General features: G+C 37.4%; 19 protein-coding genes. 17 read left to right on the forward strand and 2 right to left on the reverse strand.

The annotated features are described in order from the left end of the window. Nucleotides 1-168 precede the first annotated feature (168 nt). From R2R71_RS09860 to R2R71_RS09920, 13 genes are all read left to right on the forward strand, one after another. Nucleotides 169-3,105 carry a TonB-dependent receptor gene (locus R2R71_RS09860; RefSeq protein WP_316831110.1) on the forward strand — a complete coding sequence of 979 codons (2,937 nt, stop codon included), beginning with the start codon at nt 169-171 and terminating at the stop codon, nt 3,103-3,105. A gap of 54 nt (nt 3,106-3,159) precedes the next feature. Next, nucleotides 3,160-4,068 carry a sugar phosphate isomerase/epimerase gene (locus R2R71_RS09865; protein ID WP_316831111.1) on the forward strand — a complete coding sequence of 303 codons (909 nt, stop codon included), beginning with the start codon at nt 3,160-3,162 and terminating at the stop codon, nt 4,066-4,068. Between the two features lie 275 nt (nt 4,069-4,343). Continuing rightward, entirely contained in the window at nt 4,344-4,928 is a 585-nt protein-coding gene (locus tag R2R71_RS09870) for a gluconate 2-dehydrogenase subunit 3 family protein (protein WP_316831112.1), read from the forward strand. A 25-nt stretch (nt 4,929-4,953) separates the two neighbouring features. Beyond that, nucleotides 4,954-6,654, forward strand: coding sequence for a GMC family oxidoreductase (locus tag R2R71_RS09875; RefSeq protein WP_316831113.1), 1,701 nt, complete (start codon nt 4,954-4,956; stop codon nt 6,652-6,654). 82 nt (nt 6,655-6,736) lie between these two features. Next, nucleotides 6,737-7,894: a Gfo/Idh/MocA family oxidoreductase gene (locus tag R2R71_RS09880; RefSeq protein WP_316831114.1), complete on the forward strand. Its 1,158-nt coding sequence runs from the start codon at nt 6,737-6,739 to the stop codon at nt 7,892-7,894. Between the two features lie 6 nt (nt 7,895-7,900). Further along, nucleotides 7,901-8,953 (forward strand): sugar phosphate isomerase/epimerase, encoded by a 1,053-nt coding sequence (locus R2R71_RS09885; protein ID WP_316831115.1) that lies wholly within the window; start codon nt 7,901-7,903, stop codon nt 8,951-8,953. A gap of 92 nt (nt 8,954-9,045) precedes the next feature. Further along, entirely contained in the window at nt 9,046-9,429 is a 384-nt protein-coding gene (locus R2R71_RS09890; protein WP_316831116.1) for a c-type cytochrome, read from the forward strand. A gap of 26 nt (nt 9,430-9,455) precedes the next feature. Continuing rightward, nucleotides 9,456-10,913: a Gfo/Idh/MocA family oxidoreductase gene (locus R2R71_RS09895; protein WP_316831117.1), complete on the forward strand. Its 1,458-nt coding sequence runs from the start codon at nt 9,456-9,458 to the stop codon at nt 10,911-10,913. A gap of 85 nt (nt 10,914-10,998) precedes the next feature. Then, nucleotides 10,999-11,679, forward strand: coding sequence for a DUF1080 domain-containing protein (locus R2R71_RS09900; protein ID WP_316831118.1), 681 nt, complete (start codon nt 10,999-11,001; stop codon nt 11,677-11,679). A gap of 85 nt (nt 11,680-11,764) precedes the next feature. Next, nucleotides 11,765-13,003, forward strand: a complete 1,239-nt coding sequence (locus R2R71_RS09905; RefSeq protein ID WP_316831119.1) for a nucleoside permease — start codon at nt 11,765-11,767, stop codon at nt 13,001-13,003. Between the two features lies 1 nt (nt 13,004). Then, complete coding sequence (locus R2R71_RS09910) at nt 13,005-13,898, forward strand: hydroxypyruvate isomerase family protein (RefSeq protein WP_316831120.1); 894 nt, start codon at nt 13,005-13,007, stop codon at nt 13,896-13,898. A 6-nt stretch (nt 13,899-13,904) separates the two neighbouring features. Next, nucleotides 13,905-14,768, forward strand: coding sequence for a sugar phosphate isomerase/epimerase (locus R2R71_RS09915; protein ID WP_316831121.1), 864 nt, complete (start codon nt 13,905-13,907; stop codon nt 14,766-14,768). A 15-nt stretch (nt 14,769-14,783) separates the two neighbouring features. Then, the gene (locus R2R71_RS09920) at nt 14,784-15,653 is read left to right on the forward strand and encodes a sugar phosphate isomerase/epimerase (RefSeq protein ID WP_316831122.1); all 870 of its coding nucleotides are present in this window, start codon (nt 14,784-14,786) and stop codon (nt 15,651-15,653) included. A 54-nt stretch (nt 15,654-15,707) separates the two neighbouring features. Here R2R71_RS09920 and R2R71_RS09925 read toward each other — a convergent pair whose 3' ends face one another. Then, complete coding sequence (locus tag R2R71_RS09925) at nt 15,708-18,317, reverse strand: lamin tail domain-containing protein (protein WP_316831123.1); 2,610 nt, start codon at nt 18,315-18,317, stop codon at nt 15,708-15,710. A 49-nt stretch (nt 18,318-18,366) separates the two neighbouring features. Between R2R71_RS09925 and R2R71_RS09930 the strand changes: the two genes are divergently transcribed. Together R2R71_RS09930 and dacB are read left to right on the forward strand one after the other, a co-directional pair. Continuing rightward, on the forward strand, nt 18,367-19,356 hold the full coding sequence (locus R2R71_RS09930; protein WP_316831124.1) for an aspartate-semialdehyde dehydrogenase: 990 nt from the start codon (nt 18,367-18,369) through the stop codon (nt 19,354-19,356). A gap of 87 nt (nt 19,357-19,443) precedes the next feature. Continuing rightward, nucleotides 19,444-20,850 carry a D-alanyl-D-alanine carboxypeptidase/D-alanyl-D-alanine-endopeptidase gene (gene dacB, locus R2R71_RS09935; RefSeq protein WP_316831125.1) on the forward strand — a complete coding sequence of 469 codons (1,407 nt, stop codon included), beginning with the start codon at nt 19,444-19,446 and terminating at the stop codon, nt 20,848-20,850. A 9-nt stretch (nt 20,851-20,859) separates the two neighbouring features. Here the strand turns inward: dacB and R2R71_RS09940 are convergent, their stop codons facing one another. Beyond that, a complete protein-coding gene (locus tag R2R71_RS09940; RefSeq protein ID WP_316831126.1) occupies nt 20,860-23,175 on the reverse strand; it encodes a mechanosensitive ion channel family protein in 2,316 nt (771 codons plus the stop codon). Between the two features lie 183 nt (nt 23,176-23,358). Here R2R71_RS09940 and R2R71_RS09945 point away from each other — a divergent pair, with 183 nt between their 5' ends. After that, entirely contained in the window at nt 23,359-23,883 is a 525-nt protein-coding gene (locus R2R71_RS09945; protein WP_316831127.1) for a GNAT family protein, read from the forward strand. A 233-nt stretch (nt 23,884-24,116) separates the two neighbouring features. Next, on the forward strand, nt 24,117-25,412 hold the full coding sequence (eno, locus tag R2R71_RS09950; RefSeq protein WP_316831128.1) for a phosphopyruvate hydratase: 1,296 nt from the start codon (nt 24,117-24,119) through the stop codon (nt 25,410-25,412). The last annotated feature ends 15 nt before the right edge of the window (nt 25,413-25,427 follow it).

Genomic DNA, 25,427 nt, shown 5'->3' on the forward strand with positions numbered 1-25,427 from the left:
AATTTTATCTCAAACAGTCCGTAGTCGCGGCTCCAAAAAAACCTGATATATTTTTAAAAACAAAGCCGACAATGTGGGGCATTGCCGGCGAGTTAAATACATTAAAATGTATTCAGGGTATTTCTATGTCCAATAAATCCAATCATTTAATGAACAATAACCAAATTTATGAAAAAAAAACAACTTATTTCCCTGGCGAAATTTGCAATGAGAAATTCGATTTATCAAATACTAGTAATAATAATTTTTACCTGCGGTGCTTTCGCCAAAGATGTTGAGGCTCAGGATTTCCTGAACAAGCAAATATCTATTAAAGCCGACCGCCAGGATATTAAGAGCATTATTGAAAAGGCAGAAAATTTAACTAATGTTAAATTTGTTTACAGCCCGAAACTGATTAACTCTGATAGAAAAATCAGCGTAAACATTGTTAATCAAAAACTTAAATATTTTCTTGAAAACGCATTAAAATCGTACGATGTAGGTTACAGAATATTTAAAGATCAGATTTTACTTTACTCTACACTACCTATTAACCAGCCTGAGTATGCACCAACTGCACTTTTTGATGGAACGGTTACAGGTAAAGTAACCGATAGTAAAGGCGAGCCAATTCCGGGTGTATCTGTTACCGTAAAAGGGAAAACTATTGGTACAACAACCGATTTGAATGGCGCATTCGTTTTAAAGGGACTAACTGCTGATAGCCGTATTTTAGTAGTTCGTTACGTTGGTTACATCTCTAAAGAAGTAAACTTATCTGCCGGCAATGCCGATGAAACGTTAAACATTAGTCTTTCTGAAGATAATCTTCAATTGGAGAGTGTAATGGTAACTGGCGGTAATCCGAAGAAAAAATTAGAGAGTAGTGTGGCTTTAACTTCAGTAAGCAATAAAGATATTACCAACAGAGCACCTTTAAACAGTACTGATTTACTAAAAGCTATTCCGGGATTAACTGTAGAAAGTACTGGTGGTGATGGTCCGGGTAACGTTTGGGTACGAGGCTTTCCTCAGCAAGGTGGATATATCTTTTTAGGTATTCAGGAGGATGGTTTACCATTGCTTCCAACAGGTTTCAACACTAACCCATCGGTAGACCAATATTATAAAACAGATTTAACTATCCAGAACATAGAAGCCATCAGAGGAGGTAACGCTTCGATTGTTCAGGCAAATACACCAGGTGCTGTAGTAAACAACATCAGTTATGTAGGTGCCGACAAACAATACGGTCAGTTTAAATTCACTACCGGTTTTTCTCAGGGATTATATCGTTTTGATGGGAATACAGGTGGAAAAATCAGCGATAATGTAAAATATAACATTGGCGGTTTTTACCGTACCGATAATGGAGTGGTTGATCAAGGCTTTAATCCGGCAAACAGAGGCGGACAAGTGAAGGGTAACATGACTTTCAACTTTAAAAATAATAAAGGTTTCATCCGTGTGTACGGAAAATACCTGAATGATAAAGTTCAGTTCTTATTAACCAGTTATTATCCATATGATGGAACAGGCAAGCCAACAACCTATCGTGATTACAACATGGCTGAGCAATCTATTGTGCCAAGACAAACCGATTGGAGCTACACTGACCCGGCTACAGGACTTCACAATTTCAGTCTGACAGATGGTATCCATACCAAATTAGGTTCGGCAGGTTTCCAGTTTAATTACACTACCGACAGCGGCTGGCAGATTGTAAACAACTTCCGTTACCAGAACACACACACAAATAGTATATATACAGCAGCTGCAGGTATTGCAGCAAGAACGGCGGCTACTCCATACTACTATCCAGGTGGAGCAGTTGCACCGTTTGTAGCAGGCGATTATGTGATTACTTCAAATGCCAACGGACAAATTAACCACGATATTCAGGTTGTAGATTACCTTGATTTAAAGAAGACAATTAAAAACCATAGTTTAAACATTGGTGCTGGTATTCACCAATATAACCGTGATGATTTACGCTATGCTTTCCGTTCGTACACTGAATTTAAGGAACATCCAAGCATTATTTTACAATCGCCAACAGCTTTAGAAAGAACTATCCAAACTAAAAACACTTTCATTGGCGATACAAGAACCTTATCTGTTTATGCAGGTGATGAGATTAAACTTTCTGAAAAATGGCGTTTAGATATTGGTGCAAGGATTGATAACCAGAATGTTAAAGGTGATAGACCATACTACGCACTTAATGCCAACGGAACAGTAAATATATCGGCTGGTGCAACACCAAACATTTTAGGTTACACCGCATATAACGAAACGTTAACAAACTGGTCTGCATCAATGGGTGCCAACTACAAAATCAGCAATACATCGAGCATGTTTGCCCGTATTACAAAGGCTTACAATGCACCAAACATTGGCGATTATAATGCTTCGGCTTACAACCCGGCAAACATTAAAAAACGTCCGGTATATTTAGGAGAAGTTGGTTTTAAATATGCTAAAAACAATCTTGCAATCTTTGCTTCAGGTAGTTATTCAGCCATTAAAAATACATCATTAACCATCAATGTACCTACGGTAGCTGCTGGTCAGCAGGCTTTAGTTGCCTTTGGTTCTACTCGTACTTTCAGTGCTGAATACGAAGTATCGTACAAAATTGCAAAACCTTTAAGTTTAAGATTAACCGGAACTTTACAAGATTCTAAATATACTGATTACGAAGCTAACACAAGTGGCAACGCAGCTGTTGCGGCAGAATTTGGTAATCGTATCTATAGTTTCACTGGAAACAGAACCGAAAGAGTTCCCGTACTAAATACGGAGTTAGGTGCTAATTATGAGTACAAGAAATTTAATTTATACGTTGCAGCAAACTATGTGGGTAGCAGGTATACATCACCAAGCGATAGCTATGAATTACCGGCTTATGTGGTAATGAAAGCCGGCGCCGGATATAATTTCACAAAGAAAGTTGCAATAAGATTTTGGGCAGACAACTTGTTAAATGCAAAAGTGCTAACAGAAGGCGATGTTAGAGGAGATCAGTTCAGAGATTTCTCTACCATTACTCCTGGAACCTTGCTAATCGGAAGAACGTTATTACAACGCACATTCTGGGGTTCATTAGCTTATTCATTTTAACAAAATTAAGCCGGAGCGAAAGTTCCGGCTTTCTTAATTAATTAAACAATTATCATGACAAACAGAAGATCATTTTTACAAAAAGCAGGCTTAGCCGTAGCAGCTACTTATTTAAGCCCTTCATTCATTTCATCAGCTTTAGCAAATCAGGCCAAAATATCCAAAATAGGTATTGGGCTTTTTACATTGAGAGAGCAACTAACAGCTGATGTAAAAGGTACAATCGAAAAGGTTGCAGGCATTGGTTATAATCAGGTTGAAACCTATTACGGCTATCCGGGAAAATACGAGGTAAAAGGCTTCTGGGGTTTTGAGTCGAAAGATTTCTTATCACTTTTAAAAGATAATAACCTAAGCTCGCCAAGCGGTCATTACAATACAACTGAATTTTTATCGGGTGGTGGCGATAAAACATTAAAATCGCATATAGAAACTGCCGCTAGTGTTAATCAGAAATATTTTGTAATTCCTGCTTTGCCTACTGATATCCGCACTAACGGTACTTTAGATGATTACAAAAAAATGGCCGCAAAGTTTAATGAAGCTGCTGAACTATGTAAAAAATCGGGATTAAAGCTTGCCTACCACAACCATAATTTCGAATATAAAGATCAGGGCAACGGTGCAACTGGTTTTGATATTCTATTGAATGAAACAGATGTTAAGCTGGTAAATTTCGAACTTGATATTTTCTGGGCAGTTAATGCAGGCTTAAATCCGGTAGAAATGTTTAAGAAAAATCCAGGCCGCTATAAAATGTTCCACGTTAAAGATATGGACAAGGCTGACAAAGGTGTTTTCACAGAAGTGGGTTCAGGCCAGATAGATTTCAAAAGTATTTTTGCTGCATCCAAAACTGCTGGATTAGACTACATTTTTGCAGAACAGGACCTGGTTAAAAAAGATGTTTACCAAAGCATAACTGAGAGTTATAATTACATAAAAAACAGTTTGCTGATTTAATAAAAACATGCAATAAGTTAACCCAAAAACATTTATTAGTAAATACAATATTCATTAGCACTAAATGTATTTTCTACACGAAGTAAAAACCGCTCTAAATATGCCTTTAAGCATATTTAGAGCCATAAAAAGCATCTTATTTAGAACAATTCCATTCAGTAACAATCGCATTGCAGAGTATTTATTTACAAGATTTTAAGCAGAATTTATCCCATATTTTTTCTAATATTACCAACCAATATATAGATAACCAATATATAAAACACACGAAGACGATGCATAGAAGAGAAGCACTAAAGAACGTTGCATTTTTGTTGGGAGGCGCAATCTCGGCAAGTACAATGGGCGTTTTATTCGAAAGTTTTACGCTCCCTGAAAACGAAAAAAATTTCGTTGCCTATTCCTTACAGGATGAGAAAATCTTTGCAGAATTTGCAGATATAATTGTTCCCACAACAAAATCATCAGGTGGTGCAAAAGCTGCAGGTTTAGGCAAGTTTATCCCAATGATGATGCAGGATTGCTACCCTAAAGAGATGCAAACCTCATTTGCAAAAGGTTTTAAAGAACTTCAGGATAAATCGACAAAGGATTTCGGTAAAAACTACCTTGCGCTTACGGTTCCTGAAAGAACTAAGTTAATGATCGATTTAAGGGCAATTTCGCTGGCACAAAAAGAAACTAAATCTGAAGAAAACAAAGATTTGGTTTATTTCTTTATCACAGCAAGAGATTTAACTTTATTAGGCTACTATTCTTCGGAAATTGGTTGCACAAAAGCCCGTGCATATGTACTTGTACCAGGAAGATTTGATGGTAACGCACCATTAAAACCGGGTCAAAAATCATGGGCTACCTAATTTCTAACCACAACAACAAAACATCATGAATTTAAATACAAATTTAAAAGCAGAAAATACTTACGATGCTATTGTTATAGGATCGGGGATTAGTGGCGGCTGGGCTGCAAAAGAACTTACAGAAAAAGGCTTACGTGTTTTAATGCTCGAAAGAGGAATGAACATTGAGCACATTACTGGTTATGAAACGGCAATGAAAAGCCCTTGGGAGTTTAAACATGCCGGCCGGTTAACCGAGGAACAAAAACGGACTCACCCGGTTCAAAAAAGAGATTATCCCTACCAGGAAGCAAATGAAAAGTGGTGGGTAAACGACCTTGAATGTCCTTATACTGAAGATAAACGTTTCGACTGGTATCGTGGTTTCCATGTTGGTGGTAAATCATTAATGTGGGGCCGTCAAAGCTATCGTTTAAGCGATCATAACTTCGAAGATAACGCGAAGGATGGTCATGGTAGCGATTGGCCTATTCGTTACAAAGAACTTTCACCATGGTACGATTATGCAGAGAAATTTGCAGGTATCAGTGGTTCAAAAGAAAACTGGCCAACTTGTCCTGATGGGGAATTTTTACCACCAATGGATTTAAACATTGTTGAAAAATCGGTAAAATCCCGTATCGAAGAATATTACAAAAGAGAACGCATCATGATGATTGGTCGTGTGGCCAATTTAACTGTTCCGCATAAAGGTCGTGGCAATTGCCAGTATCGTAACTTATGCAGCCGTGGTTGTCCGTTTGGTGCTTATTTCAGTACACAATCTTCTACCCTTCCGGCTGCAATGGCAACAAAGCGCTTAACTTTAAGACCATATTCTATCGTTAATCATATTATTTACGATAAGGATACGAAAAAAGCTAAAGGTGTAATGGTTATCGATGCACAAACCAACCAAACAATGGAGTTTTATGCTAAAATTGTTTTCGTTAATGGTTCTACACTTGGTTCAACATTCATCCTTTTAAATTCAACTTCCGAGGCTCACCCTAATGGTTTGGGAAATGGTAGCGGTCAGTTAGGTCATAACTTAATGGATCACCATTTCCGTTGTGGGGCATCTGGCGAAGCCGAAGGCTTTGATGACAGATATACTTATGGTCGTCGTGCTAATGGAATTTATGTACCGAGATATCAAAACATTGGCAACGATAAACGCGATTATTTGCGTGGTTTCGGTTACCAGGGTGGTGCAAGCAGGGCAAATTGGCAAAGTGATGTAGCCGAGCTATCATTCGGTTCTGGTTTGAAAGAAAAAATGACTAAACCAGGAAAATGGTCGATGGGCTTAGGTGGTTTTGGCGAAATGTTACCTTATTACGAAAACAGGGTTTATATCGATAAAACCAAAAAAGATAAATGGGGCCAGCCAGTACTTGCAATTGATTGCGAATACAAAGAGAATGAGAAAAAAATGCGTGTTGATATGATGAATGATGCTGCTGAAATGTTAGAAAAAGCTGGCATGAAAAATATCAAAACATACGATAACGGCTGTTATCCGGGTATGGCAATCCACGAGATGGGAACAGCCAGAATGGGGAACGATCCAAAAACTTCTGTATTAAATAAATGGAATCAAATGCACGAAGTGAACAACGTATTTGTAACAGATGGAGCTTGTATGCCATCTATTGCGTGTCAAAATCCTTCATTAACATTTATGGCTTTAACAGCTCGTGCGGCTGATTATGCAGTAAAAGAATTAAAGAAAAACAATATTTAAATAAAGGTAAAGGCTGAAAGGTTTAAGGCGCAAGGTACATACCTATCGCCTTAAACCTTTTACCATATAACCTCAAATCGTTATGCAAAGAAAACTAAGAATGGGCATGATAGGCGGTGGAAAAGACGCTTTTATCGGTGCTGTACATCGCCTTGCGGCTAACATGGATGGTTTGATTGAACTATCTGCGGGTGCTTTAAGTGTAAACCCTGAAGTTGGTTACGAATCAGGTAAAATACTGTTTTTACCCGATAGCAGGATTTACAAGACCTACGAAGAAATGCTGAAGACGGAAAGCGAACTACCTGCTGACGAAAGAATAGACTTTGTTACTATCGTTACGCCAAATTTTGCCCACTTCGCCCCTGCTATGATGGCACTTGATTTAGGCTTCAATGTGGTAATCGAAAAACCAATGACATTAACTTTAGAAGAAGCAAAACAACTTGACGCTAAAGTTAAAGAAACTGGTTTAACCCTGTGCTTAACCCACACATATTCGGGTTATCCAATGGTTAAACAAGCTAAACAAATGGTTAGCGAAGGTGCTTTAGGAGCAGTTAGAAAAATTGTTGTAGAGTATCCTCAAGGTTGGCTAAGCACACTTTCTGAAAGAGAAGGAAATGCCCAGGCAGCCTGGAGAACTGACCCGTCTAAAACCGGAAAAAGCGGTAGCATGGGCGATATAGGTACACATGCAGCGCATTTGGCAGAATATATTTCAGGATTAAAAATCACTAAAATTTGTGCTGATTTAAGTATTGTTGTACCTGGTCGGGCTATCGATGATGACGGTAACTTATTATTAAAATTTGATAATGGTTCGAATGGTGTTTTAATTGCATCGCAGATTGCTGCAGGTGAGGAAAATGCGTTAAAAATCAAAGTATATGGTGAAAAAGGTGGATTAGAATGGCACCAGATGGAACCAAATACCTTAATTGTAAGATGGTTAAACGAACCCGCCCAGATTTACAGAACAGGAAACGGCTATATGGGAAGTTTTGCTAAACACAATACCCGTACACCAGGTGGCCATCCCGAAGGTTATTTAGAAGCATTTGCAAATATTTACAGAAATTTTGCGTTAACAGTTGATGCTAAACTGAATAACCAACAGCCAACAGCAGAAATGCTCGATTTCCCAAATACAACCGATGGTATTCGTGGAATGGCATTTATAGAGAATGTGGTAAGTTCAAGTAATTCTGACCAGAAGTGGTGGGACTATAAAATCTAATCAAAAATGACTACAATAAAAGGACCAGCTGTATTTTTAGCGCAGTTTATTAGCGATGAAGTGCCGTTTAACTCGCTTGAAAACATTTGCGAATGGGCAAAAGGATTAGGCTTTAAAGGTATTCAGATGCCAACATTAGATTCGAGGTTTATCGATTTGCAAAAAGCTGCCGAAAGTAAAACTTATGCAGATGAGCTTAAAGGTAAAATCGCTTCGTATGGCTTGGAAATCACTGAGCTCTCTACACACCTTCAAGGTCAGTTAATGGCTGTTCATCCGGCTTACAACGATTTATTTGATGCTTTTGCACCAAAAGAAGTACATGGAAATGCTAAAGCCCGTACCGAATGGGCGGTGCAACAAATGAAATATGCGGCAAAAGCTTCTCAAAATTTAGGTTTAAATGCCCACGCAACTTTTAGCGGCTCATTACTTTGGCAATATTTCCATCCATGGCCACAGCGCCCTGCAGGTTTGGTTGAAGAAGGCTTCGCAGAACTGGCAAAACGCTGGACACCAATACTAAATGAATTTGACAACTGCGGTGTTGACGTTTGCTACGAAATACACCCCGGTGAAGATTTATTTGATGGTGAAACATACGAAATGTTTTTAGCAGCAGTAAACAATCACCCTCGGGCATGCTTATTGTATGATCCATCACACTTTGTGTTGCAACAATTGGATTATATTCAATACATCGATTTTTACCACGAAAGAATAAAAGCTTTCCATGTAAAAGATGCAGAATTTAATGCTACGGGCAAACAAGGTACTTTTGGTGGTTACCAAAGCTGGGCAAACCGTGCTGGCCGGTATCGCTCACCTGGAGATGGACAGGTTGATTTTAAAACGATTTTTAGTAAATTAGCTCAGTACGATTTTAAAGGTTGGGCAGTTATGGAGTGGGAATGTTGCATTAAAAACCAGCAAGATGGTGCCCGCGAAGGAGCAGAATTTATTAAAAACCATATTATAAGAGTAACCGATAAAGCTTTTGATGATTTTGCAGCTTCTGGAAGCGATGCAGATTTCAACAAAAAAATATTAGGTTTATAAAAAATAGTAAAACACACAAATGAAAACTTGCTGATTGAAAAAAACATATAAAACGATTTAGCAAGCTGAATATCAACAAAAACAAAACACACATGAAAAAAACATTTTTAATTTTAGGCGCAGTGGTAATATTCATGGCGTCTTTTTCAAAAGCTGATTTAAATAAAGAAAAAGCTGTTGCTGCTATCGTTACAAAAAATAACCATGCTGTTTTTCAAATTTCAGCAGGAGAAAAGTTAATCAATAAATCTGACTGCCTGGGTTGCCATAATAAAACAAATAAAATTATCGGCCCTGCTTATGTTGATGTTGCTAAAAAATATCCGGCGACAGAAAAAAACATTAATTACCTGGCAGATAAAATCATCAAAGGAGGAACCGGTGTTTGGGGTACAATGCCAATGACAGCACACGCAACCTTGAAAAAGGAAGATGCTAAATTAATGGCAAAATATATTTTATCATTAAAAAAATAAAAACCTAATATAAACCCTACTGAATAATGAAAACAGAGCAAGAAAATAAAACCACGAGTAACCGCCGTGATTTTATTAAAACCAGCGCTATTGCTGCCGCTGCATTTATGATTGTTCCACGCCATGTTTTAGGTGGCCGAGGATTTTTAGCGCCTAGCGATCGTTTACTCGTTGCTGGTATTGGTGCTGGTGGTAAAGGACAAAGTGATATCGCAATGTTCGCTAAAAGCGGCAAGGCAGATATTGCCTTTCTTTGCGATGTTGATGATAGAAGAGCCGCAGCAAGTGTAAAAGCTTTCCCTAAAGCTAAATATTATAAAGACTGGCGAGAATTGCTCGACAAAGAACACAAAAACTTCGATGCTGTTTCAGTATCAACCCCTGACCATAACCATGCAATCCAGGCGTTGGCAGCCATGCAGCTTGGCAAACATGTTTATGTTCAGAAACCATTAACGCATGATATCTACGAAGCCCGTATTTTAACTGCTGCCGCTAAAAAGTATAAGGTAGTAACGCAAATGGGTAATCAGGGTGCTTCGAATGATGGTCCACGCCAAATGAAAGAGTGGTATGAAGCTGGTTTAATTGGTGATGTTCATACGGTTTATGCGTGGACAAATCGCCCGGTATGGCCTCAGGGTATTCCATGGCCTGATAAGAAAGCCGAAATTCCTAAAGAATTAGACTGGAACTTATGGCTTGGCACAGCACCTGATAAAGATTACGTAGATAAATTAGTGCCTTTTAACTGGCGTGGATGGTGGGATTACGGAACCGGAGCATTAGGTGATATGGGTTGTCATTTAATTGAAGCGCCTTTCAGCGTGTTAAATCTAAAATATGCAAAAGAAGTTGAAGCCAGCGTAGGCTCTGTTTATGTTGATGAATTTAAACGAGGCTATTTCCCTGAGAGCTGCCCTCCATCAAGCCATGTTACTTTAAAATTCCCTAAAACAAATAAAACCAAAGGTGATGTAACCTTACATTGGATGGATGGTGGTATTCAACCTGAACGTCCGGCAGAGCTTGAAGCTAATGAAACCTTTGGTGATGGCGGAAACGGAACTTTATTTATAGGGACCAAAGGTAAAATGATGAGCGAGACGTATAGCGCAAATCCGAAACTTTTACCTTTAAGCAGAAATAATGATATCAAAGTTGCACCTAAATATGCCCGTGTACCTGATGGCGCAAATGGTCACTATAAACAATGGGTAGAAGCTGCAATTGCAGGTTATGGCAAGCAAGAGGTTAGTTCTCCTTTCGAAATTGCAGGGCCACTTACAGAAGCATTGTTAATGGCTAATCTTGCAATCAGAAGCTTCGATATTCAGAAAACAGTTAATGGAAAGGTTACTTATCCAGGAAGGTATACAAAAATGCTTTGGGATAATGACAACATGAAAGTTACTAATTTTGATGAAGCAAACCAGTTTGTAAAACGCGAATACCGCAAAGGCTGGAATAATTTAACACTTTAAAATAATTCTGTTATTGAGAGGTATGGAGCAATCTTTAACAAATAGATTGCTTCATACTTTACAATGACGATAATTTAATAATACAATGAAAAAGATTTTTTTATCAGCTTGTATCCTGTTAGCCGTAACACAAGTATCTCAAGCACAAAAAGGCTTCAAACCGTTGTTTGATGGCAAAACCACAACAGGCTGGCACACGTATAACAAAACTACTGTAGGTAGCGCCTGGCAGGTTCAGGATGGTGCTTTACATTTAGATTTGGCAACAAAAGGCAAAGATGGCGGTGGCGATTTAGTTACCGACAAAGAATATGGCGATTTCCACTTAAAATACGACTGGAAAGTAACGCCAAAAGCAAACAGTGGATTAATTTTTTATGTTCACGAAGATCCTAAATTTGGTGCAACCTACTCTACCGGATTGGAAATGCAGGTGATTGATAATGATGGTCATCCTGACGGAAAAATCACTAAGCACCGTGCAGGAGATTTATATGATTTAGTTAAAAGTTCATCAGAACCGGTAAAACCTGTTGGTGAATGGAACACAGCTGAGATTATCAGCAAAAAGGGACAATTAACTTTAATTTTAAATGGTGTTACAGTTGTAAAAACAACTCTTTGGGACGATAACTGGAAAACACTTATAGCAGGAAGTAAGTTTGCAACCTGGAAAGATTGGGGTACTTTTAAAACCGGCAAAATCGCCCTGCAAGATCACGGCGATGAGGTTTGGTATAAAAACATCTCTATTAAAGAATTATAATTTACTGAAAATAAGAGGGAATTTATAATGTGAAAATTATTCCCTCTTTTATAATTTATTAACTATTTCTAAACCAAATAACCAAATGAATAGCACTACTCGCTTTAAACTTTCTTTCATGATGTTCCTGGAATTTTTTATCTGGGGCGCATGGTTTGTTACCTTAGGAACATTTCTGGGTAATAACTTAAAAGCTACCGGGGCAGAAACCGGAGCTGTATTTTCAACCCAATCATGGGGGGCCATTATTGCGCCATTTATTGTGGGCTTAATTGCCGACAGGTATTTCAATGCTGAAAGAATTTTAGGCGTTTTACATATTATCGGTGCAGTTTTAATGTATCAGATGTATAATGCAACAGACATTAGCGTTTTCTATCCTTATGTGTTAGGTTACATGATTCTTTTCATGCCTACTCTGGCATTAGTAAATTCGGTTTCATTTAACCAGATGAAAGACCCCGAAAAAGAATTTTCAAACATTCGTATCTGGGGCACAATCGGCTGGATTGCAGCTGGTTTATTAATCAGCTATTTCTTTCACTGGGATTCTAAAGAAGGAACGGAGTCAGGCCTTTTAAAAAATACTTTTCTAATGGCAGGAATAGTTTCATTAGTACTTGGATTATTTAGCTTTACACTTCCTAAAACACCTCCAAAAGTTACAGATGAAAAAATTACAGTATCAGATGTATTAGGCTTGGATGCTTTGAAATTATTAAAAGACAAAAACTTCTTAATTTTCTTCATCTCATCAATCCTTATCTGTATCCCTCTTGCCTTTTACTATCAAAATGCAAATCCATTTTTATCAGATATTGGTGTAGATAACCCAACCGGAAAAATGACTATTGGTCAGGCTTCGGAAGTAATTTTCTTACTTTTTATACCGGTATTTTTTAAACGATTCGGCTTCAAGATGACCATTCTCGTTGGTATGCTTGCCTGGGCGGTTCGTTATGCATTATTTGCGTATGGAAATGCAGGAGAATTAAGCTTTATGTTAATTTTAGGTATCGCTTTACATGGTGTTTGCTATGACTTCTTCTTTGTTTCAGGACAGATTTATACGAACTCTAAAGCTGGTGAACGTTTCAAAAGCTCTGCTCAGGGTTTAATTACATTGGCAACTTATGGTGTAGGAATGTTAATCGGATTTGCCGTTGCAGGTAAAATTTCTGACGCCTACAAATCTGCCGAAGGCGTTATGGACTGGAAAATGGTTTGGATTATTCCTGCAGGTATTGCTGCAGTTGTTTTCGTACTTTTTGCTTTAGTTTTCAACGATAAAACAAAAGCAGAAATAGACCCTAAAACTGTATAACATGCAATCGAACGTAAACCGAAGAAATGCCTTAAAAAACATTATTGCTGGCACTACTGCAATAGGTGTTTCTTCTGGTTTTTCTGCATTGGCTATGGATAAAACAGATTTAACCGAAAGTAAAACAAAGCTGAAAGGCAATATAAACCATTCGGTTTGTCGCTGGTGTTTTAGTTCCCTTGATGTAGAAGCCTTATGTATCGAAGCTAAAAAACTTGGCCTAACCGGAATTGATTTGGTTGGCCCAAAAGATTGGCCTGTACTTAAAAAGCATGGCCTAATCTCGAGCATGTGTAACGGTGCAGAAATTAATCTTGTAGATGGCTTTAACGATAAAAAATTTCACGATCAGCTGGTAAAAAACTATTCAGAAATGATTCCTAAAGTTGCAGAAGCCGGCTACAAAAATCTGATTTGCTTCAGTGGTAACCGCAGGGGCATTGACGACGAAACAGGTTGGAATAATTGTGTTGAAGGGCTAAAAAAATTAATCCCTTTGGCTGAGAAACACAATGTAACCCTCGTGATGGAATTATTAAACAGCAAGGTTAACCATAAAGATTACCAGTGTGATAATACACCATGGGGAGTTGAATTATGCAAACGTTTAGGTTCTGAAAATTTCAAACTACTATACGACATTTACCACATGCAAATCGATGAAGGTAATGTGATCAGCACTATAAAAAGCAGCCATAACTACATTGCACATTACCATACAGCGGGGGTTCCGGGAAGGAATGAAATTGATGATACACAGGAACTTTATTATCCTGCAATTATGAAAGCCATACTCGAAACAGGCTTTAAAGGTTTCGTAGCACAAGAATTTATACCTAAAAATGCAGATAAACTGGCTTCCTTAAAAAAGGCCATTTCTATTTGCGATATTTAAATGATTATGATATCCAGAAGAAAATTTATTACCAATAGTAGTATGGCAGCCGCAGCTGCACTTTTAATTCCTTCTTTTGCTTTTGCTCCACGCGAGAGAGTAGTAGGACTACAGTTGTATTCACTTCGTGATGAACTTCCAAAAGATGTTAAAGGTGTTTTAGAAAAAGTTGCTAAAGCTGGATTTAAAGAAGTTGAAACTTATGGTTTCTCTATAAAAGACCAGTTCTGGGGCTTAACACCTGTAGAGTTTAAAAAGATTTTAGACGATAATGGATTAAAGGCAGTAAGCGGACATTACAGTTATTTAATTGATGATAACGAAGCCGAACTAAAAGCTGCGATTGCTGCTGCCAAAGTTTTAGGAAGCGAGTATGTTACTGTGCCCTGGTTAGACCAAAGCATCAGAAAAAATGCAGACGACTATAAAAAACTGGCATTAAAAATTAATAAAGCAGGCCAGGCTTGTAAAAATGCCGGAATTCGCATCGCTTATCATAATCATAATTTCGAATTCGATAAAATTGGTGACACTACGGGTTACGACATTTTATTAAGCGGAACCGATAAAAGCCTTGTAGATTTCGAACTTGATTTATATTGGGTTGTACGCTCGGGTAAAGATCCGATAAAACTCTTTAAAGAAAATCCGGGAAGATTTACCATGTGGCATGTTAAGGATATGGATAAAACCAAAAAAGAGTGGAATACAGAAGTTGGTAAAGGCTCAATTGATTTCAAAACAATTTTTGCTGCAGCCAAGCTTTCAGGCATGAAACATTTCTTTGTTGAGCACGAAACTAATTACAAACCAAATCCAATCGAATCGGTAAAAATCAGTTGCGATTACATTAAAAAAGAATTGATATAACCTAAAAGCTTTAACATGAACTCAAGAAGAACATTTATAAAACAGGTTGGATTAGCCGCAGGAGCAGCTTTGTTGGTGCCATCTTTTGCTTTTGATAAGGTTACTAAAAATGTAGGCCTACAACTTTATTCTTTGCGTAAAGAATTACCTGCCGATGTTAAAGGTGTAATTGCCAAGGTTGCCGAAGCTGGTTACAAAGAGGTTGAAACTTATGGATTTTCAAATGGAAAATTCTGGGGTTTAACACCAAAAGAGTTCAAAACGTTATTGAAAGATAACGGGCTGAAAGCACCAAGTGGCCATTATGGAATGGACGAGTTTTCCAAAACAGGTAAAACTGATAAGTTAAAGGCAGATATAGAATCTTCAGCTGCAATTGGTGGCAAATATTTCACCATTGCCGGTGCTCATGTAGATATGGATAAAGGTGTGGATGGCTTTAAAAAAGTAGCCGATGATTTTAATAAAGTTGCGGAACTTGCTAAAGCTTCGGGCTTAAAATTCGCTTATCATAACCACGATTTTGAGTTTAAAAAGCTGGGCGATACTACAGGCTACGATGTTTATTTAACAGAAACAGATAAAAACCTGGTAAATTTTGAATTAGATTTATATTGGGCCGTACGTTCTGGAAACGACCCGCTTGCCTTGTTTAAAAAATATCCTGGCCGTTTTACCATGTGGCACGTTAAAGACATGGATAAAGCAAAACCAGAGTGGAATACGGAGGTTGGCAAAGGCTCAATTGATTTCAAATCGATATTTGCTCAGGCAAAACTTTCGGGCATGCAACATTATTTTGTAGAACACGAAACAAATTACAATCCAAACCCGATTGGTTCAATAAAAACCAGTTGCGATTATATTAAAGCAAATTTGATATAAAACTTTTAAGACTTACGAAATTTACAATTGAAATTAAGTAAACTTCGTAAGTCTTTAATTTAATTTTGCGGCTAACACACAGGTATTTTTAAATCGTTTTGTTTTCCCGCTCAAATCGAATACATCGAACAAAATCACGTAAATTCCAACTGCAGCTTTTTGTCCGGTATCGTTAAAACCATCCCAGCTTAAAGTTCCTTTAGTACCTATGGATTGGTTTTTCATCAGACTCTTAACCAACCTCCCTTTATCAGAGTATATTAATACCGTTGCGAAACTTGTATTTTCCGTAACCTGGTAATCAAGGCTTAAAACGTCTTCATAATTATCACCATCGGGTGAAAAAGTTTTAGATTGTAGCTTAACATAACTTTCATCTCCATTTGGTTCTTGCGAGTTTTTATAAGTTGGTGTTGCAAACCCTACAGATGCTGCTGCAGATTTAAAATTACCTTTCTCATTTGCTCCTTTCAGGAAGGAAACCCTTTCCAACGAAACACCATCAGGATTTTGAAGCAAAGCCACATGCATTTTTTCATTATAATCGAACCGGTCTATCTGAAGGTTACTGTTTAATAAAATTACTGTTCCTTTGTCATTGTTATAGGATGGTAATGACGCTAACTGGACGAAGTTATCTGGGTTTTCGCAAATGTAATTTGCTTTTATACTTGCAGTGTTTGTGCTGATTACCCAATACGTTTTTGGCAGGATAAAACTGTTTTTAGCCGAAAGGTTTTTAATACTTCCTGCTTTTCCATTCGCATCAGCATTGGCAAGCTGCAAATCCTTTAAATCCAGCACATGATCAGTATTATTATAAATTTCTACGAAATCAACACTTCCAGACTTCGGATTAAATAAAATCTCCGAAATCAAAATATCATTCACTGCAATTTTCCTGGCGATAAATAACTTCGCTGTATTAGCTGTAGGGCTAATTATATTGCCTGCGCAATCGGTTAAATTCGTTAGGGATAAAGTATGCTCCACCCCTCTTGTCAAAGCTGATGAGAATTGCAAAGTAACCAAATTGAAATCAGGGGATAAAATAGCTACAGTTTTTGGACTTCCCATTCCATTATTGATGGAATAATTTATCGTTTGAACGGCCGACAAGCTATCAACCGCTTTTGAAAAAACTACCTGAACGGTGACGCTATCGGTAATGGTTGCTGATAAAATTTTTGGTATTTCAGTACTTAGCTGAGTACGATAGATAGAATTCGCTTTACCTGGAGTTCCTCCTGACGCATCTGTAGAAACGGCCCAATTCTGTATACCACCACAAATATTTTTAGGGTCGATAAGCTCCAGACTATAACCTCCTTTTTTCTTTACATCATCTTTATACCAGGTATCATAATACGCTACTTTATCTATTACTTTACCTGTATGATCACTTAAAGTAAGTACATCTTTATCATTATTTAAACTTGGCCAGGGCGACAACCCAATGGTTTTCCCATAAGTTTGAAATAATCCTTCATCAGCTTTTGCTGTTAAAATAACATGTTGATTTGGCTTTAACGTATCCGTTAGAAATGTGTAAACGGACGTTTGATCGGCGTATTTCCAATCCTTTGTCAAAATATATTCGTTTGTGGTATTCCAGATTTCTACGAATTCCTTCTGAGGCAAAGCCGGGCTACCCGTTGGATTAGCAAATATTTCGTTAATCACAACGTCACCATAATTTGCACTATAGGGCTTGATGTAAGTAAAACCAACTGAACTGTTTTCTGCAATCACATTTCCTTTTACATCCTTAATATTCTTAACTGCTAGAATATAATCACCTGAGATAAAATCCTTTGGAAATGTTAGGCGATAGACATTTGATGAAGCTGTAGGAGCGATACTCAAAGGATTACCATAGCCAGGTAACAGGTTATAATTACTCGTTAGTATAGCTGAATTTGCTTCCAAAGCCTCTGAAAAAGTAACATCAAGAGAAAATGTATCGTTAATAACAACATTCTTAATAAACGGCGGAGTGGTATCAGGTGTTAAATCTTCAATTTTAAAATCATCAAAGAAATACTGGTTATAACGCGTAGCAGTTGTATACCGGCAAAATACTCCAGCAAATGCCGAAGAAGTAAATGTGTTATCGGTAACGCTTCCTTCGAGGTTAAAATTATTACCTCCGGTTATATCGGTATACAATTCCCATCTTCCCGCAGCATTTCGGGTAACTTTTATTTTAGCAAAAACAACAGCTGCTGTTGCTCTGTTTTTTTGCGGCCCCGTTATAATCCTGGTTGTAGAAGTGCCCGTTTGCTTGTATAAATGAAAACCATCAGTACTTCCTGTTTCCCCTATCTGTACGAAATATCCATTTAAACTTCCCTTTAAATCCTGTTTATCGGAGGTTAAATAAATCCGCACGAAATTCGTAGTTGTTGGATTAAAATTCAGCCGCACTAAAAACTCCCAGCTTGCGTTTAAACTTAGCTGATTTGTTGTGGATAGTGAAATAGTTTGCGATGCAAGTTGCTGTCCTTTTGATTGCAATTGCTTTTGTTCATTAATCTGAAAGTTATTCGTATCGCCACTCCAGCTGGGATTTTGAGTAAAATTACCATCATCAAATGAATCGGAAACCTGGGAAAATGCAATTTTAGAAAATAACAATAGGGATATAAGCAGAATTTTCTTCATATTTGGGCTTATATCAAATGTTTAATAAATATAAAAATTAAAATTTAAAATGAAAGTAGCAGTAGTAGGTGCAACCGGGTTGGTTGGTACCGTTATGTTAAAAGTATTGGAGGAAAGAAATTTCCCTTTAACAGAGTTAATTCCCGTAGCATCTGAAAAGAGCGTTGGTAAGGAAATTACTTTTAAGGGTAAGAAGTTCCCAATCGTTAGCATGGATACTGCAATTAGCATGAAACCTGATATTGCTTTATTTTCTGCAGGTGGAAATACTTCATTAGAACACGCTCCGCGTTTCAAAGAAGCAGGGACAACGGTTATCGATAATTCTTCAGCATGGAGAATGGACCCTGCCATTAAATTAATTGTGCCAGAGGTAAATGCTCACGAGCTTTCTATCGATAATAAAATTATTGCAAATCCAAACTGTTCAACCATACAAATGGTGGTGGTATTGAAACCTTTGCACGATAAATATAAAATTAGACGCGTTGTAGTTTCTACCTACCAGTCGGTTACCGGAACGGGTGTTAAAGCCGTTGAGCAATTAATGAATGAACGTAAAGGTGTTGATGGCCCAAGAGCTTATGCTTATGAAATTGACCTTAACGTTCTTCCTCATATTGATGTATTCATGGATAATGGATATACCAAAGAAGAGATGAAAATGGTTAAGGAAACGAACAAAATTATGAGCGATGACAGCATTAAAGTTACCGCTACAACAGTGCGTATTCCGGTAATGGGGGGTCACTCAGAATCGGTAAATATCGAATTTGAAAACGATTTTGACTTAGCAGAGGTTCGCAGTATTTTAGAAAAAGCACCTGGCGTTATTGTTGTTGATGATGTAGCTAACCTGAAATACCCAATGCCTAAAGATGCACATGAAAAGGACGAGGTTTTTGTAGGTCGTATTCGTAGAGATGAATCGGCACCTAAAGCTTTAAACCTTTGGATCGTAGCTGATAACTTACGTAAAGGTGCTGCAACAAATGCAGTTCAAATTGCAGAGTACCTGATTCAGAAAGAATTAGTTTAACAATATATCCGTCGCAAGACGATAAGAATAATTAAAAGTGATGTGTTTGTTACACATCACTTTTTTTATTTCCTTTAATTTTACCAGATGAAGCTTTTTAAAACCTGCCTTTTTCTAACTTTCCTCTATATTAATAGTTTTGCCCAAAACAGAATTCAAAACCTGGAGAAGGCCTTTAATAATTTACTCGCCGATGAGCAGGCCAAACACGCTATTGCATCGCTATGCGTTTTAGATGCAAATAGCGGTAAGACGCTTTTCGCGAAGAACGAGCAGATTGGCCTGGCAACAGCATCAACACTAAAAACCATTACTGCTGCAACCGCGTTCAGTATTTTAGGAAAGGATTTTCAGTTCCAAACCACTTTAGCTTATTCAGGCAATATTACAGCTGATGGTACTTTAAAAGGCAATCTGATTATTGTTGGTAGCGGCGATCCTACTTTAGCTTCGTGGCGTTATCAAAATAAGGAAGATGTGGTATTAAATCAATGGGTTGCGGCAATAAAATCGGCAGGAATAAAAAAAATTGAAGGTGCAATTATTGGCGACGATCGCGTTTTTGGTACACAAACAACACCTGAAGGTTGGGTTTGGCAAGACATCGGCAACTATTATGGTGCAGGAACATCAGGTCTGGCATGGCGGGAAAACCAATTTGATATTCATTTACGCCCCGGTTCTGGTATTAATAACGAAGTTAGGCTTATTAAAACAGTTCCTGAAACACCATATATTCAAATTGTAAATGAATTGAAAACCGGAGCACCGGGTTCAGGCGACAGAACATATGCATTTCTACCTCCATACACTAATGTTGCCTATCTTCGCGGCAGCTGGGGAATGGGTATCAGTAAGCCAGGTATATCAGTAGCACTCCCCGACCCTGCCTTTGATTGTGCATATCGCTTACAGGATACACTGAAAAGACTTGGTATTAGTGCAAGTGGGCAAGCTACAACTGCAAGGATAATGGATTTAAACAAACAAGCTATTCCAGCAGTAAGCCAAAAAATAAGTATAATTAGCTCGCCAACCTTAAGCGAAATCACTTATTGGTTTTTAAAAAAGAGCATCAATCTTTATGGTGAAACCCTATTAAAAACTATTGCGCTAAAATCGGGTAAACCTGCAACAACAGCTAAAGGTGCCGAAACCGAAATTAATTTCTGGGCAGATAAGGGTATTGATAGATCAGCTTTAAATATCATTGATGGAAGCGGGCTTTCTCCAGGCGACAGGATTACAACTTCAGCTATGGCTAACATACTATTTCAGGCTCAGAAAGAAAACTGGTTTTCCGATTTTTACAAAGCACTGCCTGAGTATAATGGTATGAAAATTAAAAGCGGAACCATCAACGATGTATCGGCTTTTGCAGGTTATCATACAGACTCGGCCGGAAATAAATATATCATTGTAATCAACATTAACAATTACAGCGGCAGTGGCATTAATAAAAAACTGTTCAGGGTTTTAGATGAGTTGAAATAGTGTTTTTGATTAGCTTAGCGGCCTTACCTGAAGGTTAATTCCTGCTTCGCTCAATACCTTTTTAACGTCAATCATGGCTTCAGTTCGTACCTCCCCTGCTACCGATAAATCAGCAACCCAAAGCAATGTTCTGATGCCGATTGTATATTCGCCAAAATCCTGAACAATAATTACCGGTTTTGGAAGCGGAAGTACTTTTTCATTTGCAGCCAGTTTGTCGGCAATTAATTTTCGGGCAAATTCGATATCTGTTTCATAAGGTATGCCAACCGTAAACTCAACACGTTTACTTCTATCCTGCATGGTCCAGTTTATCAAATGCTGCGATAGTAAATCGCCGTTAGGAACAATAATATCTGAGCCCTCTGCGCTGTGGATTTTACTTGATCGGACACCAATTTCTTTTACTACACCCGATTTGGAGCCGATTTCTATTTGGTCACCTATCTGAATAGGCCGCTCAAAGGCAATAATCACACCCGAAACGAGATTATTAACAATATTCTGCAAACCAAAACCAATACCAACCCCTAAAGCACCAAGCATAATCGAAAGTTTATCGATAGGAATGCCTGCCGCCGCTACGGCAATTAAGAAACCAACAGTCCATATTGCCAGCCTGATTAAAAGCATCATCGAATTTAAACCACTTCTTTTGCCGCCTGAAACTGCCTTCTCGTGCCCGAAAAAGAAACTAATAAAACTCGAAATAATGGATGACAACCAGATAATAAGAATAAATATCCCAATACTGGCAAAAGTGAATTTATAACTACCAATGCTTCGGGTTTCATAAAAAAACTGTGATAACATGGTTGTAAATAAATCGTACAACGTTATATTCCTGACAAAAGAAACAAAGAAAACAATCGAAGCAATAACCCACAAATATCGCTGTAAACGATACTGAAGTTCTTTGTAGTTAATAAAATCAGAGAACCTGCTCGCCTGATAGGCTTCTGTTTGCAGGTAAATAGCTTCTAAGATTAACGTGCAAAAAACCTTTAAACTTATACCCAACATTAAACATTGAATAGCACTTACACCGAATATTTTTGCTAATGATAACCTCCCGGTAAGGTTAAACATTAAAGATAATAAGACCTGAAATATGGTAAAAACTATGAGTGCTTTCGTGGCAACTGAAGGTTCGATATTGATGAACAAGTTTGATTTATTCCTGAAAATCTTAACGCATATAACCAGCAACAAAATACCTGCGATAAACAGGGCCCAGCGTTCTCCAAAAGCCGAATCCAGTAAAACATCATCTATAGCATAAAACAGCCATAAACCTGAAAGAATCAGCCACAATATTCTAGCTGATTTTGTTAAATATGGTGGTAACAAGAAAAACAAGGCTATTAAACGACAAAGCTCTAAGGTGTGCAGTAATGACATTGTCGGATTGCCAAAAAGAAATGGTGCGTAGGTGAAAAAAGCTAAAGCAGAAGCAGCAATGACACTCTTTTTAATAAATTTAACCTGTGCCAGGATATTTTCTGAATCATCGAGTTTTTTTACCCGGCGCATATTTGAAATCATCCACGAGGTTATTATTCCAAAAATTAAAAGGCTGAGGAGTACAATGCCGATTTTTCCGCCAAGATAGATTACAATAATTCTTCCCGAACGTTCAAATGCTTTTAAAATAACCTCTAAAAAAGAACTTTCGTACTCACTTGGCTTAGCTTTAAATAATGGCGATTCTTCCTGCGACCACATGGCTATTTTCTTCGAAATGGATAAATAAACCATATCCGAAGAAAGATTTTTTGTTTGTAAAAGACTAACCGAGATATGGCTGCTTAACAGGTTAATATTGGTAAGGATTTTCTTTTGGGCGAGATAGAGTTTATTTCCCTCCACCAGAACATCGTTAAGCTGGGCTTTAAGTGTAGAATCTTCTACTTCTGATTTAAGGTTTGCATCGGCCAGAATTTTCTTTAAATCGTTGCTGCTCTTGCTAAGTTGTGAACAATAATCACTTAACACTTTCTTATAAGCAGTTAAATCATCGGTTATTTCAGCAAGCATAATTACGGCGCTGTTTAAGCTACGTAAATTCATGTGGCTGCCATTTTTCTCAAATCTCGATTTAAAGCCTTTAACCTTCTTTTCTATCGCGGGCAGTTCTTTTTGTATTTTTTTAATATCGAAGCCTCGCTGTAAAAGAAACTTGTTCCGGTCGATGGTAAAATTATAAGTCTCAATTTTATTTACCAGCAACGGAACTTGCGCTTCATCGATTTGTTTTACCGATTTATGCTTTAAAGAATCAGTCTTTTGTTGTGCAAACCCATAATCCCACAAAAATAAGCACACTGCAAGAAAAAAAACAGATTGTATGCTCTTCTTAAACCTTGTTAGAAACATATAAATAACTGAATAAATTGATGAGATGTGTAATACAATCAAATGTAAAAAGGGAAATCAAAATTAACATTAATAACTAAAAATTAAAGATTTAACATTTCGGAAACTACAATTATTTTGTACTTTGTTGAAATGCAATTTACCCTACGCTCTTTCCAATCGACCGATATCGATGCACTTGTAAAAAATGCAAACAACTTCAATATTGCCAAAAACTTAACGAACAAATTTCCTTTTCCTTACTTGAAAAAAGACGGCGAAGCTTTTATTAAATTGGCTACGAGTCATGAACCGTTACAAATTAAAGCAATTGTTGTTAACGATGAGGTTGTCGGTTCTATTGGTGTTCACCCGCTGACAGATATTTATGCTAAAAATGCGGAAATGGGCTATTGGATTTCTGAATCGTTATGGGGCAAAGGCATTATTCCCTTAGCTGTGAAAGAAATGCTCAATTACGGTTTCGAAACGTTTGATTTAGAAAGGATTTTTGCCCGGACATCTCATGTTAACCTTCCATCACAACGGGTTTTAAAAAAGGTAGGCTTTACTTTAGAGGCAGAACTAAAAGGTACAATATTTAAGAACGGTGAATATTTTAACGAATTGATTTTTGGCTTTCGAAAAAAACAGTTACCATATAAAGTGGTAAGATAGTTATAAATTATTTTAACCATGGTTCACAATGATCTTGATTTCAAGCAGCTGAAAGTAGCAATATTGCTCAATATTAATTCAAGATTAAGACATGGTTAACCTAAATAGTTATCATAACATTAAGCTTAAAAACGCTTTATTTATTTAAAAATAATACTAACTTTGATGTTACGCTTAGTAATTGTACTTTTTACACTAAGCAGGTTAAAAAATCAACAAAAAATCAAATAGAAATGAGCATAATTGTTAATGTCCATGCAAGACAAATCCTCGATTCGAGAGGAAATCCAACAGTAGAAGTTGAAGTAGTAACAGAAGCAGGTGCTTTTGGTCGTGCAGCTGTACCAAGTGGTGCATCTACTGGTCAATATGAAGCAGTTGAATTACGCGACGGAGATAAATCTACATATTTAGGTAAAGGCGTTTTAAAAGCTGTTGAAAATGTAAATACTAAAATTGCTTCGGCTTTAAGAGGTATTGATGTTTTTGAGCAAAACGCAATTGATAAATTAATGTTGGAACTTGATGGCACAGAAAACAAAGGTAACTTAGGTGCTAATGCTATTTTAGGTGTTTCTTTAGCTGTGGCAAAAGCTGCTGCCGATGAAATTGGCCAACCATTATACCGTTACATTGGTGGTGTTAATGCAAACACTTTACCAATCCCAATGATGAACATCATCAACGGTGGTTCTCACTCTGATGCACCTATCGCATTCCAGGAGTTTATGATTATGCCAGTTGGTGCACCATCATTCTCTGAGGCTTTACGTTGGGGAACTGAAGTTTTCCATAGCTTAAAGAAAATCCTTCACGATAGAGGTTTATCTACAGCTGTAGGTGATGAAGGTGGTTTTGCTCCTACTTTCGATGGTACTGAAGATGCAATTGAAACTGTATTAAAAGCAATTGAAACTGCAGGCTACAAACCAGGATCGCAAATTTGCTTAGCTTTAGATTGTGCTTCATCTGAGTTCTACAAAGACGGAAAATACGATTACACTAAATTTGAAGGTGCTACAGGCGTAATTCGTTCAAGCGAAGAGCAAGCACAATACTTAGCAGATTTATCAGCTAAATATCCAATTATCTCTATTGAAGATGGTATGGACGAAAACGACTGGACTGGCTGGAAAAGCTTAACAGATAAAGTTGGCGACCGTGTACAGTTAGTTGGTGATGATTTATTTGTAACTAACGTAACTCGCTTACAACGTGGTATCGACGAAAATACTGCAAATTCAATCTTAGTAAAAGTTAACCAGATTGGTTCTTTAACTGAAACAATTAATGCAGTAACTTTAGCTCAAAACAGTGGTTATACTTCTGTAATGAGTCACCGTTCTGGTGAAACTGAAGATGTTACCATTGCTGATTTAGCTGTTGCATTAAACTGTGGACAGATTAAAACAGGTTCAGCTTCACGTTCAGACAGGATTGCAAAATACAACCAATTATTACGTATTGAAGAAGAATTAGGTGAAAATGCTCGTTTCATCGGTTCTAAATTCAAATACGCTAAGAAATAAACCGTTGGTTAAAAC

It is taken from the genome of Pedobacter aquatilis (assembly GCF_032678405.1).
Classification (GTDB): Bacteria; Bacteroidota; Bacteroidia; order Sphingobacteriales; family Sphingobacteriaceae; genus Pedobacter; species Pedobacter aquatilis_A.

Bases quoted from the DNA above. Each gene is read 5' to 3' on its own strand.
- R2R71_RS09860 (WP_316831110.1), top strand. From the start codon at position 169: ATGAAAAAAAAACAACTTATTTCCCTGGCGAAATTTGCAATGAGAAAT.
- R2R71_RS09865 (WP_316831111.1), top strand. From the start codon at position 3,160: ATGACAAACAGAAGATCATTTTTACAAAAAGCAGGCTTAGCCGTAGCA.
- R2R71_RS09870 (WP_316831112.1), top strand. From the start codon at position 4,344: ATGCATAGAAGAGAAGCACTAAAGAACGTTGCATTTTTGTTGGGAGGC.
- R2R71_RS09875 (WP_316831113.1), top strand. From the start codon at position 4,954: ATGAATTTAAATACAAATTTAAAAGCAGAAAATACTTACGATGCTATT.
- R2R71_RS09880 (WP_316831114.1), top strand. From the start codon at position 6,737: ATGCAAAGAAAACTAAGAATGGGCATGATAGGCGGTGGAAAAGACGCT.
- R2R71_RS09885 (WP_316831115.1), top strand. From the start codon at position 7,901: ATGACTACAATAAAAGGACCAGCTGTATTTTTAGCGCAGTTTATTAGC.
- R2R71_RS09890 (WP_316831116.1), top strand. From the start codon at position 9,046: ATGAAAAAAACATTTTTAATTTTAGGCGCAGTGGTAATATTCATGGCG.
- R2R71_RS09895 (WP_316831117.1), top strand. From the start codon at position 9,456: ATGAAAACAGAGCAAGAAAATAAAACCACGAGTAACCGCCGTGATTTT.
- R2R71_RS09900 (WP_316831118.1), top strand. From the start codon at position 10,999: ATGAAAAAGATTTTTTTATCAGCTTGTATCCTGTTAGCCGTAACACAA.
- R2R71_RS09905 (WP_316831119.1), top strand. From the start codon at position 11,765: ATGAATAGCACTACTCGCTTTAAACTTTCTTTCATGATGTTCCTGGAA.
- R2R71_RS09910 (WP_316831120.1), top strand. From the start codon at position 13,005: ATGCAATCGAACGTAAACCGAAGAAATGCCTTAAAAAACATTATTGCT.
- R2R71_RS09915 (WP_316831121.1), top strand. From the start codon at position 13,905: ATGATATCCAGAAGAAAATTTATTACCAATAGTAGTATGGCAGCCGCA.
- R2R71_RS09920 (WP_316831122.1), top strand. From the start codon at position 14,784: ATGAACTCAAGAAGAACATTTATAAAACAGGTTGGATTAGCCGCAGGA.
- R2R71_RS09925 (WP_316831123.1), bottom strand. From the start codon at position 18,317: ATGAAGAAAATTCTGCTTATATCCCTATTGTTATTTTCTAAAATTGCA.
- R2R71_RS09930 (WP_316831124.1), top strand. From the start codon at position 18,367: ATGAAAGTAGCAGTAGTAGGTGCAACCGGGTTGGTTGGTACCGTTATG.
- dacB (WP_316831125.1), top strand. From the start codon at position 19,444: ATGAAGCTTTTTAAAACCTGCCTTTTTCTAACTTTCCTCTATATTAAT.
- R2R71_RS09945 (WP_316831127.1), top strand. From the start codon at position 23,359: ATGCAATTTACCCTACGCTCTTTCCAATCGACCGATATCGATGCACTT.
- eno (WP_316831128.1), top strand. From the start codon at position 24,117: ATGAGCATAATTGTTAATGTCCATGCAAGACAAATCCTCGATTCGAGA.